Here is a 13,078-nt window from a genome sequence, read left to right on the forward strand (position 1 = left end):
GGGCTGAATACCATGGGCAGAAGCAATTCGGCGGCGTTGAGCGGTCGCCCCGACCGCTTATCGCTATCGAGTGTCGTTTGGCGTCAGATCAAGGGTCTGGCGGGCTTTGCGCTGCTGTTCCTGCTGGCGCTGGCGGTCGCTGCGCTGGCGACCTGGAACGTCATGGATCCGAGCTACTCCTACGCCACAGCCAATGTCCCGACCAACCTGCTCGGTTTTCCCGGCGCCGCATTTGCCGATGTCCTGATGCAGGCCCTCGGCCTTGCCTCCCTTGTCGCAATGCTGCCTGTTGCCGCCTGGGCTTTCGCGATGATTTCCAACCGCAAGCTCAATCGCGTGCCGTCGCGCCTTGGCGCGTGGCTCGGCGGCTGCATCGTCGCGGCCGGCTCCATGGCCTGCTTTCCCGCGCCGCCCACCTGGCCGATCCCGAACGGCATCGGCGGGGTTGTCGGCGATATCCTCCTGCGCTTTCCCGCCCTTTTCATCGGCACCTATCCGAGCGGCGTTGTCGCCATCGTGATCGGTTGCGTCCTCGCCGTTCCCGCGGCCTGGCTCATGCTCTTCGGCGCAGGCGTGATCGGGGAAGGCCCCGTTGAGGATGAGGAGGATGAAGACGATTACGAGGAAACGCGCAGCCGCGCGCGCCGCGTCGGCGATGAGGACGAGGATGACGACCGCGGTAGCTTCCTCAGCAACTTCATGGCATTCGGTGCGGTCATGCATGCCTGGTACAACACCCAGGCCCGCCTTCGCCGCCTCTTCGGCATGGGCCCGCGCAAGCGCCGCGACCATGCCTTCGATGCCCCTTACGATTTCAATGACGACGAATTCGGCACGCTGAACGAGCCTGCGCGCGCCAAGGCGCCGATGGCGCGTGTCGAGCCGTCGCTCGAAGGTTCGGCCGCACGTCGCGTCGTTTCTGCCCCATCGATCAGTCTCGGCGACCACGAGGATGAGGACGATGATTCGTCCTACGACCGCGACCTGCCGCGTCCGGCCGGCATTCTGCCTGACGATGAAGATGATGAATGGCCGTTGCGTCCAGCCTCGCCGAAGGCTGCGGCCGGTCAGCGCGTGATTCCCGCGGCAGCACGCCCGAAGCCGGGCGCGCGGGCGGAGCGCGAGGCGCAGACCTCCTTCATCCGCCCTTACGGCTTCCAGCTTCCCGCCGTGCACCTGCTTTCCGAGCCTAAGGCCGTTGCCCGCGATGCTACGCTCTCGGCCGATGCGCTGGAGCAGAATGCGCGCATGCTCGAAGGCGTGCTCGAGGATTTCGGCGTTAAGGGCGAGATCATCCACGTCCGTCCGGGCCCTGTCGTCACGCTCTACGAACTGGAACCGGCGCCGGGCATCAAGTCCTCCCGCGTCATCGGCCTTGCCGACGACATCGCCCGCTCGATGAGCGCGATCGCTGCCCGCGTCGCCGTGGTTCCCGGCCGCAACGCCATCGGCATCGAACTGCCGAATTCCACGCGCGAAACGGTCTACTTGCGGGAGCTCGTCGCCAGCCGCGATTTCGAGTCTTCGAAAGCCAAGCTCGCCATGGCGCTCGGCAAGACGATCGGCGGCGAGCCCGTTATCGCCGATCTCGCCAAGATGCCACATCTGCTCGTGGCAGGTACCACAGGCTCGGGTAAATCGGTCGCCATCAACACGATGATCCTGTCGCTGCTCTACCGCATGACGCCGGAACAGTGCCGTCTGATCATGATCGATCCAAAGATGCTGGAACTCTCCGTTTATGACGGTATTCCGCATCTGCTGTCGCCCGTCGTTACCGACCCGAAAAAGGCGGTCGTTGCGCTCAAATGGACCGTCCGCGAGATGGAAGAGCGCTATAAGAAGATGTCGAAGATCGGCGTGCGCAATATCGACGGCTTCAATACGCGCGTCGAGCAGGCTGTCGCCAAGGGCGAGGCGATCAGCCGGACGGTGCAGACCGGTTTCGACCGCCACACCGGCGAGGCGATTTACGAGACTGAAGAATTCGACCTGAAGCCAATGCCTTACATCGTCGTCATCATCGACGAAATGGCCGACCTGATGATGGTCGCCGGCAAGGACATCGAAGGCGCGGTGCAGCGCCTGGCGCAGATGGCGCGTGCAGCCGGCATCCATGTCATCATGGCGACGCAGCGCCCGTCCGTCGACGTCATCACCGGCACCATCAAGGCGAACTTCCCGACGCGCATCTCCTTCCAGGTGACGTCGAAGATCGACAGCCGCACCATTCTCGGCGAGCAGGGCGCGGAACAGCTGCTCGGCATGGGCGACATGCTCTACATGGCCGGCGGTGGGCGCATCCAGCGCGTTCACGGCCCCTTCGTCGCCGACGGCGAGGTGGAAGATATCGTCGCCTACCTGAAGACGCAGGGCGCGCCACAATATCTCGACGCGATCACCGAAGATGACGACGAGGATGATGACGGCCATGGTCCGGCAGGCACTTCCAATCTCTCGGATTCGGAAGACCCCTACGATCAGGCGGTTGCAATCGTGCTGCGCGACGGCAAGGCCTCGACCTCCTACATCCAGCGCCGTCTCGGCATCGGCTACAACCGCGCCGCCTCGCTGATCGAGCGCATGGAGCAGGAGGGCGTGATCGGCCCGGCCAACCATGCCGGCAAGCGCGAAATTCTCGTTCCCACCGAAGCGGATATTCTGGATCGCTGAGGCGAACCGCCTTTCCGTGTCATATATCCCGCCTATGGTCAGGCAAATTCGATCGCGGCCCCTTGCCGGCCATGGGTCGCCGCGCCATGAAGACGCCGACTTTGCGCGCCATGGACGAAGCATGAAGGAGAATTCGATGACAAAGATTGATGCGCAGCCGTTCAACCGACTTTCCCTGACCCGCCGGCATTTTCTCGGCGCCACGGTCGCAGTCGGCGCGGCGGGCGCTCTGCCGGTTTCGGCCTTTGCGCAGGCCCAGGCGCAAGCACCGGCACAGGCAGCTGCAGCCAACCTCAATCCCGGCATTGCCCAGGCCATCGCCGATCACTTCTCGTCCATCAAGACGATGAAGGGCGGCTTTCTGCAGATCGGACCGCGCGGCGATCAGATGAGCGGCTCCTTCTTCATTCAGCGGCCAGGCAAGATGCGCTTCAACTACGATCCGCCATCCCGGATGCGCGTGATCTGCGACGGTAACAACGTGCAGGTCATCAACGACCAGACACAGACCCGCAACATGTATCAGCTGTCGAAGACGCCGCTGAGCCTGCTGCTCGCCAATAAGATCGACCTTTCCGCCGACATGGTGCGCGATGTCGATTCCAAGCCGGACCTGACCAAGATCACGCTCGGCAACCGCACCGTTTTCGGTGATTCGACGATCACGATGATCTTTGATTCGAAGAGCTACGACCTGCGCCAATGGACCGTCATCGATCCGCAGGGCAAGACGACCGACGTCATTATCAACAACGTCAAGACCAATGTCGCCTTCGACGACAGCGTTTTCCGTATCGATTATACGCGTTGATATCCGCACCGACCGCATCTCCGGCCCGCTGGCCGGAGACGCGCTCGAATGGCCTTTTCTTTCCGTTGCAGCCGGTCTAAAGCCTTACGCTGACTAGGCGCTTCAGCGTTTCGCTGAATCGCCCTGGCTGTCTGTTTTGACGCAATTCCGGACGGAAAACCGCTGCGCACTTTTCCTGGAATCGCGCGAGAGGGGAAAGGCTTGGGCATGGGATTTTCGATTGCGACGTGGAACATCAACTCGGTGCGGCTGCGCATGCCCATCGTCGAGCAGTTCGTCATGCAGGCCCGGCCTGACATTCTCTGCCTGCAGGAAACCAAGGTTCCGAACGAACTTTTCCCCTATTCGCCGCTCAGGGCGCTCGGCTACGAGCACATCATCATTCATGGCCAGAAAGGCTACCATGGTGTCGCGATCGCCTCGCGATTCCCGCTGACGGAGGATCACCGGCAGGACTACTGCAATGTCGGCGACAGCAGGCACATCTCGGCGATCTTCGAGCGCGGCGGCCGGCGCATTCGCCTGCACAATTTCTATGTTCCGGCGGGCGGTGACGAGCCGGATCGGGAGATCAATCCGAAATTCGGCCACAAGCTCGATTTCATCGAGGAGATGAAGCGGCTGCATGCGAATGCCGAGCAGAACACCTCTGCGATCCTCGTCGGCGATCTCAATATTGCGCCGCTGGAACATGACGTCTGGTCGCACAAGCAGCTCCTGAAGATCGTCAGCCACACGCCGGTCGAGACCGATGGGCTGATCGAGGTGATGAAGCGCGGCGCCTGGCTCGACCTGATGCGCCAGCAGGTGCCTGCCGATGAGAAGCTCTATACGTGGTGGAGCTATCGCGCCAAGGATTGGGAGGCCGCCGATCGCGGTCGTCGCCTCGACCATATCTGGTCGTCATCCGATCTCGGCCCGCATCTGCAGCGGATCGAGATCCTGAAGGCAGCGCGCGGCTGGGATCGCCCGTCCGACCACGTGCCCGTCACGGCGCATTTCGATCTCTAGGATCGTCGTCCAAGGTCAGGAAAAACGGCCGAGAAGTGCGGCTGTCTGCCTGGCAAGGGCCGCGAAGTTTTCGCGGATGCGGTTCTGGATCAGCAGGCCGGCATCGGGATATTCCTCGATCAGCCGGTGAAAGAGCGCGCGCGTGATGCGGATCACGTCGGACTCTTCGGCGGCGACGGCCGTGTATTTCCGCTCCACCAGCGTTACCATCGCAAGCTCCGAAAGCATGGTGCCGGCCTGGACGACCGCTTCCACCTGCTTCTGTCCGGCCGCATCGATCGTGCTGAGCTCGAAACTGCCGCGCGTGACGACATAGGCGCATTCGGCGGGCGATTTTTCCCTGAAAAGCGTCTGACCCTCGTTCACATGACGGCGGTCGGCGCCGAAGGCGATCAGCCGCAACGGCTCATCGCCCATGCCGTGGAAGAGCGGCAGTTGCGACAGCAGTCGGATATCGTCGTTCAGCGCCATATCTGTCGCCTACGGGATGATCTTGTAGCCGCCGTTTTCCGTTACCAGAATTTCGGCGTTGGATGGATCGCGCTCTATCTTCTGGCGCAGGCGATAGACGTGGGTCTCGAGCGTGTGGGTGGTCACGCCGGAATTGTAGCCCCAGACTTCTTCGAGCAGGATATCGCGGGTCACGACCTTCTGGTCGGCGCGATAGAGATAGCGGATGATGGCGGCTTCCTTTTCCGTAAGGCGGATCTTCTGCCCGTCCTCGGTGGTCAAAAGCTTCTGGCTCGGCTTGAAGAGATAGCGGCCGACGGTGAACGTCGCGTCCTCGCTCTGCTCGTGCTGGCGCAGCTGCGCACGGATGCGAGCAAGCAGGACGGCGAAGCGGAAGGGTTTGGTTACATAATCGTTCGCGCCGGCTTCGAGGCCGAGGATGGTGTCGGAATCCGTGTCGTGGCCGGTCAGCATGATGATCGGCGGCTTGAAGCCGTTCTTGCGCAGCAGTTTCACGGCTTCGCGACCATCCATGTCGGGCAGCCCGACATCCATGATGAGGAGATCGACAGGCACGGTACGCGCGGTCTGCACACCCTTTCCGGCCGTCACCTCCTGCAGGACATTGAATTCCTCGTAAAGCGATAATTGCTCGACCAACATCTCGCGCAGGTCGTTATCATCGTCCACCAGGAGAATGGTGCGTGCCGTCATGCCGTTCGGATCCTCGTTCTAATCCCACCTAAGTCCTACGCCAAATTGCATTTTTAGCAAGTCGCGAGGCAGCCCAGGCTTGGTCGTTTGGTTGAAACTGCTATGATTTCAAATGAAATCACGCGCAAAGCAAAAACATGTGAGCAAATGGAAAAGGCAAGAGTGGAGCCGAGCGGGCCGCTGCCACATTTGTTGCGGGTACTGCGCCGGGCAAAGATCGCGCGCCGATACGGTTCGAATTTTTGATCACTCCGGCGGCCGTGTTGTGATCTCGAGGAGCGCAGCCGCCGATGCGGCAGACCCTTCCCTTGCTGCGAAAAGGTCGGCAGTTCGAGTTGTCTGAAACGCTACGCGGGGTTAAAATCCCAATATTCTCTATTATATAGCTCTCCTATCGGCACGCCCGCGCGGGCTTGGCCCAAATTGTTTCTTTCAAAATTTAAATCACGCCTTCACTCCACCCACTTCTCATCCTTTGGAGACTTATCGTGACCACGCAAACGACGATCACTTTCAATGACGGCAATTCCATTCCGCAGGTCGGCCTCGGCGTCTGGCAGACGCCCGAAGATGTCGCGCCGATGGCCGTCAGCACCGCTTTGAAAGCCGGCTATCGCCATGTCGATACCGCAGCCATCTATGCCAACGAGGATGGCGTCGGCGAAGGCATGCGCCAGTCCGGCGTTGCCCGCAAGGATATCTTCCTGACGACCAAGCTGTGGAACGAGGCGCAGGGCTTCGATTCTACCCTCAAGGCTTTCGACGATGGCCTGAAGCGGCTCGGCACCGATTATGTCGATCTCTACCTCATTCATTGGCCGTCGCCGCACCGGAACCGTTATCTCGACAGCTGGAAGGCCTTCGTGCGCCTGAAGGAAGAAGGCCGCGCCCGCTCGATCGGCGTTTCCAACTTCGCCAAGGAACATCTCGACCGCATCATCGGCGAGACCGGCGTCACGCCCGTGCTCAACCAGATCGAGCTGCATCCGACCTTCCAGCAGAAGGCTCTGCGCGAAGTGCACGACAAGCTCGGCATCAAGACCGAATCCTGGAGCCCGCTCGGCCAGGGCAAGCTTCTGGAGAATGCCACGATTGGCAAGGTCGCTGCCAAGCACGGCCGCACGCCGGCGCAGGTCATCATTCGCTGGCACATCGACAATGGCCTGATCGTTATCCCGAAATCGGTGACGCCGAGCCGTATCGAAGAGAACTTGAAAGTCTTCGACTTCAAGCTCGACAGCGACGATCTGGCTGAGATCGCCAAGCTCGATTCGGCCAGCGGCCGTATCGGCCCGGATCCGATGACGGCAAGCTTCTAATCGCGGGTCGTCGTCCGCCCATGCAAAGAGGCTTGGAGTGAAGACTCCGAGCCTCTTTCGTCTTCTTGTCGTGCCGAGTGCCGTCAGACCTGAACCCAGTCAGGCGCCACGGTGGGGCCTTTGCCGAGGAAGAAGCCGAAGTGGATGTTCATCTCGCCGATGGGCTCGAGGAAACGAGCATTGGTGAGCGGACCCGCGTCGACCGCTTCAAAGCCGGCGGATTTGGCGAGGCGAGATACGGCATCTTTAGCCTTCTCATCGTCACCGGCAACGAAGACCTGAAGCACCTTGCCTCTGCGCCCCTCGACGGGCAGCAGCTGCGAGAAGATGGTGTTGAACGCCTTCACCACCGTTGCCTCCGGTGCGAGCACCTGAATTTCCTCGGCAGCAGAGGTCGAATGTCCAACGACGAGACCGCGGAAGTCTGATGTGACGGGGTTGGTGATATCGACAAGCACCTTGCCCTTGAGATTACCAGCCGCCTTCAGCGTTTCGGCCACGGCGCCGTAGGGCACGGCCAGTATGACGATATCCGCGAGCTTGACAGCGGCGGCAATGCCACCCGCCTCGACATTGCTGCCCAGCTCTGCGGCGAAGGAAGCAGCCTTTGCGGGATCGCGATGGCCGATCACCACATCAGATCCTGTTCCGGCCAGCAGCCGAGCCAGCCCCGCACCCATATTTCCAGTTCCGATGACAGCGATTTTCATATTGGTCAGCTCCTTGTTGTTGCTGACCAATGAATACGATTATCGCCAGATCCGGATAAATGAGCTATAGGGCACTATACTTGAAACGGAATGTTTCCAATGGATCGCTTTTCCAGCATGAGCATCTTCGTCAGGGCGGTCGAGCTCGGCTCGTTCAGCGCCGCGGCGGATGCATTGAACATGTCGCCGCAGCTCGTCGGCAAGCATGTGCAATTTCTCGAGCAGCATCTCGGTGTTCGGCTGCTGAACCGCACGACGCGCCGCCAGCATCTGACGGAGGTCGGCAGCCAGTTTTACGAGCGCTCGCGCAACATCCTGGCCGAGGTCGAGGCGGCTGAGGCACTGGTGGCGGAGAGCCGGGCCGTGCCGCGCGGCAAGCTGAGGGTTAACGCACCCGTTACCTTCGGAATCCACGCGCTCGCACCGGTGCTCCCCAAATATCTGAGCGCGCATCCGGAGGTTTCGATCGATTTGTCTCTGACGAACCGGATGGTGGATCTGATCGACGAGGGCTACGACGCGGTGTTTCGCATCGGGGAGCTTGCCGACAGCGGATTGATCGCTCGCCGCCTCGGCCCGTATCGGTTGGTGATCTGTGCGGCGCCGAGCTATCTGCGCTCCCATGGTGTTCCCTCCAAGCCGGATGATCTGCGGGATCACGAGTGCCTGATCTTCTCGCATACCATGTTGAGAACGCATTGGGATTTCGAAGGGCCGGATGGAAATATCAGCATTCCGATCTCCGGCCGGCTGATGATCGACAATGGCGAGGCGCTGCTCAAGGCAGCGCTGGCGGGCCTCGGCATCGTCCTGCAGTCGATCGAGCTCATTCAATCCAGCCTGGAGACGGGCGCGCTGGTGCCTCTGCTGCCGGAGTACCGCGTGCCGACGCGTCAACTGCATATTCTCCACGCACCGGATCGCCGCATCACGCCGAAGCTTCGCAGCTTTCTCGACTTCGCCTCCTCCGAATTCGGCAGCCACGGACCGGTTTGATCGGATGGCGGGCTTGTTATCCGCCACCCCTCCTTGTCCTGTTCTCAAGAAGCTTCCTGGGAGAGCGCATCGCGCTTTGCAAAAGCCAGGCCGGTGATGGCGACGATCAATGTCGCGACGATCAGCAAGGCGCCGATCGCGAAGGTGATCTGCATGCCCGTCGCAATCGCTTCCGGGTGTGCTGCGGTGATATCGGTCGTTCCCGACGCCAGTGTGAAGATCGCGCCCATAACGGATGCGCCTGTTATCAGCCCGAGGTTCCGCGACAGGCTCAGCATGCCGGAAATGACGCCGCGCTGCTCCTGAGTGATGTCGCTCATGATCGTGGTGTTGTTGGACGCCTGAAAGAGCGCATAGTTCGCGGTGACGATGACGAGCGGGCCGATATAACCGGCGGCGCCGAATCTGCCTTGCAGCGCTGCGAGCAAGGAGAGGCCGGCAATCATGCCGATCAGACCTGTAACGGTCATACGATGGGCGCCGAAGCGATCGACGATGCGGCCAGCCGGTACGCCCGTCAGGGCCGACACCAGCGGGCCGGCGGACATGATGGCGCCGACATGGGCCGCATCGAAGCCGAGGGCGCGGGAGAGATAGAAAGGGCCGACCACCAGTGTCGCCATTATGACGGTAGAGACGAGGGTGCTCATGGCAAGGCCTGTGCTGAGCGCGCGATCGCTAAACATGGAAAGGCGCAGCAGCGGCGACTTCACTTTCGTCTCCGTGAACGCAAAGAGCGCGGCGCCGAGGGCTGCAGCCAGAAGCAGGCCGATATTTACGGCACCGAAACTGCCGTGCCCCATCGTCATCGCGAGTGCATAGGCGGCCAATGTCAGGGCCAGCAGCAAGGTGCCGATCGTGTCCAGCCGCCCTTGCTTGGTTTTGCGATCCTGACGATCCGCCGGCAGGAAGCGGGCGGCCATGAGGAAATTCGCAATGCCCAGCGGCACATTGACGAGGAAAATGCTCTCCCAGCCGAGACTTGCTATGAGGATGCCGCCGAGCGAAGGGCCAAGGGTGGTTCCAATGGCAGACATGGTGCCGAGCAGGCCCATGGCGCTGCCGGTTTTCTCCCTGGGGACGGCCTCCCCGACCATCGCCACCGTCAGCGCCATCATCATCGCGGCGCCGAGGCCCTGCAGGGCGCGGGCTCCAATCAGCAGCCACAGCGTCGGTGCAATCCCGGCGAAGAGCGAAGCGAGGGTGAAGAGAGCTATTCCGCCCAACAGCAGCCGGCGGCGGCCGACCATGTCTCCAAGCCGTCCGACGCTCACGATCAACGTCGTGATGGCGAGCAGATAGGCAAGCACGATCCATTGCACCTGCTGGAAGGATGCGCCGAATGCCTGGGCGAGCGTCGGCAGAGCGATATTGGCGATGCTGGTGCCGAGCGAGGGCATCAGCATGGAAAGCGATAGGCTGGCGAGCGCCCAGCGGATCGAAGGCGCGGCTTTCGTGCGCCCGGATTCGGTCTTGTCTGGTATTTGGATGGCTGGTTTCAACATGAACTCCGATTCTAACGAGGTCTAAAGATCTCGCAGAAGGTAGCCGTTTGGTTGGCATGGCGGAACGCGCATCATTTGCACTTCATTCGTGCGTTTGACGCTATATATCGGCAAAACCATGCTATGATCGCGCCATGTCAACGCCCGATCTCAATCTGCTCGTCACTCTCAATGTCCTGCTTGCGGAAGGCAGCGTCGCCCGCGCGGCTCGGCGATTGCGGCTCAGCCCATCGGCGATGAGCCGGGCTTTGGCCCGTCTGCGCGAGACGACAGGCGATCCGCTGCTGGTCAGAGCTGGGCGCGGACTCGTGCCGACGCCGCGGGCCCTGGAGCTGCGCGAGCGCGTCGGGCAGCTGGTTCAGGAGGCGGAAGCGGCCTTGCGGCCCGCTGAGGCCCTGGATTTGAAGCAGCTTGCTCGAATTTTCACGTTGCGCACCCGTGAAGGCTTCGTGGAGAATTTCGGCGCCGAACTGATCGCGCGCATTGCAGAGCAAGCGCCTGGCGTTCAGCTCTATTTCACGCAGAAGCTGGACAAGGACAGCACGCCGCTACGCGACGGAACGATCGACTTCGAGACCGGTGTCGTGGGGGATGATACCGGTCCGGAGTTGCGAGTGCAGGCGCTGTTCCATGATCGCTTCATCGGTGTTGTCCGGAACGGGCATCCGTTGAGCGAGGGCGCGGTGACGCCCGAACGTTATGCCGCCGGCCGGCACATTCTGGTTTCACGGCGCGGCCTGCAGAAGGGGCAGATCGATGAGGCGTTGGAGCGGCTGAGGCTGGAGCGCCAGATCGCAACGATCGTCGGCAGTTTTTCGGCGGCGCTGGCCTTGGCGCGGGCCTCCGACCTGATCGTCAGCGTGCCGGAGCGATATACGGGCAACCTGCGGACCGATATGCATAGTTTCGCGCTGCCGGTGCCGACGTCCGACGTGACGATCTCGCTGCTCTGGCATCCGCGGATGGATGCGGATCCGGCGCATCGCTGGCTGCGCGGCTGCATTCGAGATATCTGCACCGAGCGGCCGGTGGGCTTAGGTGTGAGGCTCGAAGTCGGCTAAATAATTTCGCAGCAGGCCGTCCAGCGCCGTTCGCTCTTCTTCCGAGAGCGTCGAGATTAATCGCGTTTGCGTTTCGACATGCGCAGTCACTGCTGCGTCGATCAGCTCGAAGCCCTTTGACGTGAGAGATATCAGGAAGCTGCGGCCGTCATTCGGGTTCTGGCTGCGGGCAACGAGACTGGCCTTCTCCAGCTGATCGATGCGATTGGTCATCGTGCCCGATGTCACCATCATCGTTTCCATCAGGTCGCTCGGGGAGAGGGTATAAGGTTCGCCCGAGCGGCGCAGGGTCGCCAGCATGTCGAAGTTTGCCGAATTGAGGTCGAAGCCTGCGAAGGTCTTTTCCATTTCGCGCGAGAGATGGAGCGTAAGGTTGCGCATGCGCCCGAAGAGGCCCATCGCCGTGGTGTCGAGATCCGGCCGTTCACGGCGCCATTGCTCAAGAATTTTGTCGATACGATCCATAGCGGGACATCGCCACGAATTTATCTTGACGTCAAGGCAGTTCGGGTTATCTTGAGGTCAAGATAAATTTGAGGCCAAGGCCATGAACCGCAATTTCGACCTGTTGCTGACCGCCATCGCACCCGCGATATGGGGCAGCACCTACCTGGTGACGACGCAGCTGCTGCCGGCCGGCTATCCCCTTACCGTTGCCATGCTGCGTGCCCTTCCCGCCGGGCTGCTGCTGCTTGCCATCGTGCGGCGTCTGCCGCATGGGATCTGGTGGCTGAAGTCGATCGTCCTCGGGGCGCTGAACTTCTCCATCTTCTGGTGGCTGCTGTTTATTTCGGCATATCGGCTGCCGGGCGGGGTGGCGGCGACTGTCGGCGCCGTTCAGCCGCTGATCGTCATCGTGCTGGCGCGTTTCCTGCTGGGTTCGCCGATCCGCAGCCTTTCCATTGTCGCCGCCATTGCCGGCATCGGCGGTGTCGCGCTGCTGATCCTCACGCCGAATGCGACGCTCGATCCGATTGGCATCGTCGCCGGCATTGCTGGTGCCTGCTCCATGGCAGCCGGCACCGTGCTCAGTCGCCGCTGGCGGCCAGACGTCTCGCCGCTGACTTTTACGGCATGGCAGCTGACGGCGGGCGGCCTATTGCTGCTGCCGGTCGCGCTGCTGCTCGAGCCGCCGCTGCCGCACTTAACCGGCGCAAATATTCTCGGCTTCACCTATCTCGGGCTGATCGGTGCGGCGCTCACCTATATCCTCTGGTTCCGTGGCCTGTCGCGGCTCGAACCTTCGGTGGTCTCGCCGCTCGGCTTCCTCAGCCCGACGACTGCGGTGATCCTGGGTTGGGTGGTGCTCGGCCAGCAGCTAAGTCCGATGCAGATGTTCGGTATCGTCATTGTACTCGGTAGCGTCTGGCTCAGCCAGCGGGCGCAGCAGGCCCCGGCGGCAGGAAGTTCCGCACAGGCCGGCAGTCAGCCTGCCATGTCGAAGCGATAGGGCGAGCGAGCTGACGTTCACAAACAAAAACGGCGGCCCGCGGCAGCCTGTGTGAGAAGTCCGGCAAATCAATTAAGGTGGCCGCATTGGAAACGATGCGGCCATTTTCATGGGATACATTTCAGGGACTGATCGGGGTCAGACGTCGCTGTTGCCAGCCCGGATCGAGGATTACGTTGCGGCAGATGCTGCGGTGCGGGTGATCGATGCCTTTGTCGATGGGCTTGATGTTGCGCAGCTCGGATTCAGGCGAGCGGTTGAGGCCTCGACAGGTCGTCCCCCCTACGATCCGCGTGATCTGCTGAAGCTCTACATCTACGGCTATTTCAACGAGGTGCGCTCCTCCCGGCGACTGGAGCGTGAATGCCGGCGTAATGT

13 protein-coding genes are annotated in these 13,078 nt (G+C 61.6%); 8 read left to right on the forward strand and 5 right to left on the reverse strand.

Going from position 1 to position 13,078, the window contains the following annotated elements:
* Positions 1-12: 12 nt before the first annotated feature.
* From GA0061102_RS30305 to GA0061102_RS30315, 3 genes are all read left to right on the forward strand, one after another.
* Complete coding sequence (locus tag GA0061102_RS30305) at positions 13-2,673, forward strand: FtsK/SpoIIIE family DNA translocase (RefSeq protein WP_092856055.1); 2,661 nt, start codon at positions 13-15, stop codon at positions 2,671-2,673.
* A gap of 136 nt (positions 2,674-2,809) precedes the next feature.
* Positions 2,810-3,484 (forward strand): outer-membrane lipoprotein carrier protein LolA, encoded by a 675-nt coding sequence (locus tag GA0061102_RS30310; RefSeq protein WP_092856077.1) that lies wholly within the window; start codon positions 2,810-2,812, stop codon positions 3,482-3,484.
* Between the two features lie 207 nt (positions 3,485-3,691).
* A complete protein-coding gene (locus GA0061102_RS30315; protein WP_092856057.1) occupies positions 3,692-4,495 on the forward strand; it encodes an exodeoxyribonuclease III in 804 nt (267 codons plus the stop codon).
* 15 nt (positions 4,496-4,510) lie between these two features.
* On the opposite strand, the gene GA0061102_RS30320 is transcribed toward GA0061102_RS30315, so the two are convergent.
* Positions 4,511-4,966 (reverse strand): cyclic nucleotide-binding domain-containing protein, encoded by a 456-nt coding sequence (locus GA0061102_RS30320; protein ID WP_092856059.1) that lies wholly within the window; start codon positions 4,964-4,966, stop codon positions 4,511-4,513.
* A gap of 9 nt (positions 4,967-4,975) precedes the next feature.
* Positions 4,976-5,659: a response regulator transcription factor gene (locus GA0061102_RS30325; protein WP_004125729.1), complete on the reverse strand. Its 684-nt coding sequence runs from the start codon at positions 5,657-5,659 to the stop codon at positions 4,976-4,978.
* Between the two features lie 488 nt (positions 5,660-6,147).
* Between GA0061102_RS30325 and GA0061102_RS30330 the strand changes: the two genes are divergently transcribed.
* Positions 6,148-6,978, forward strand: a complete 831-nt coding sequence (locus GA0061102_RS30330) for an aldo/keto reductase (protein WP_092856061.1) — start codon at positions 6,148-6,150, stop codon at positions 6,976-6,978.
* 83 nt (positions 6,979-7,061) lie between these two features.
* On the opposite strand, the gene GA0061102_RS30335 is transcribed toward GA0061102_RS30330, so the two are convergent.
* A complete protein-coding gene (locus GA0061102_RS30335) occupies positions 7,062-7,718 on the reverse strand; it encodes an NADPH-dependent F420 reductase (RefSeq protein WP_280949853.1) in 657 nt (218 codons plus the stop codon).
* Between the two features lie 69 nt (positions 7,719-7,787).
* Here GA0061102_RS30335 and GA0061102_RS30340 point away from each other — a divergent pair, with 69 nt between their 5' ends.
* Positions 7,788-8,684, forward strand: coding sequence for a LysR family transcriptional regulator (locus tag GA0061102_RS30340; protein ID WP_092856063.1), 897 nt, complete (start codon positions 7,788-7,790; stop codon positions 8,682-8,684).
* 44 nt (positions 8,685-8,728) lie between these two features.
* On the opposite strand, the gene GA0061102_RS30345 is transcribed toward GA0061102_RS30340, so the two are convergent.
* A complete protein-coding gene (locus GA0061102_RS30345) occupies positions 8,729-10,189 on the reverse strand; it encodes an MFS transporter (RefSeq protein ID WP_092856065.1) in 1,461 nt (486 codons plus the stop codon).
* A gap of 134 nt (positions 10,190-10,323) precedes the next feature.
* On the opposite strand from GA0061102_RS30345, the gene GA0061102_RS30350 reads away from it, so the two are divergent.
* Positions 10,324-11,250: a LysR family transcriptional regulator gene (locus GA0061102_RS30350; RefSeq protein ID WP_092856067.1), complete on the forward strand. Its 927-nt coding sequence runs from the start codon at positions 10,324-10,326 to the stop codon at positions 11,248-11,250.
* On the opposite strand, the gene GA0061102_RS30355 is transcribed toward GA0061102_RS30350, so the two are convergent.
* Positions 11,224-11,715 carry a MarR family winged helix-turn-helix transcriptional regulator gene (locus GA0061102_RS30355; RefSeq protein ID WP_092856069.1) on the reverse strand — a complete coding sequence of 164 codons (492 nt, stop codon included), beginning with the start codon at positions 11,713-11,715 and terminating at the stop codon, positions 11,224-11,226. The two genes, GA0061102_RS30350 and GA0061102_RS30355, sit on opposite strands and share 27 nt — an antisense overlap.
* An 82-nt stretch (positions 11,716-11,797) precedes the next feature.
* On the opposite strand from GA0061102_RS30355, the gene GA0061102_RS30360 reads away from it, so the two are divergent.
* Both GA0061102_RS30360 and GA0061102_RS30365 read left to right on the forward strand, forming a co-directional pair.
* Positions 11,798-12,700, forward strand: a complete 903-nt coding sequence (locus tag GA0061102_RS30360; RefSeq protein ID WP_092856071.1) for an EamA family transporter — start codon at positions 11,798-11,800, stop codon at positions 12,698-12,700.
* A gap of 109 nt (positions 12,701-12,809) precedes the next feature.
* The coding region (locus tag GA0061102_RS30365; RefSeq protein WP_139115094.1) for a transposase at positions 12,810-13,078 on the forward strand (269 nt) is incomplete at its 3' end.

The sequence above is a fragment of the Martinezella miluonensis genome (genome assembly GCF_900094545.1).
GTDB lineage: Bacteria > Pseudomonadota > Alphaproteobacteria > Rhizobiales > Rhizobiaceae > Rhizobium > Rhizobium miluonense.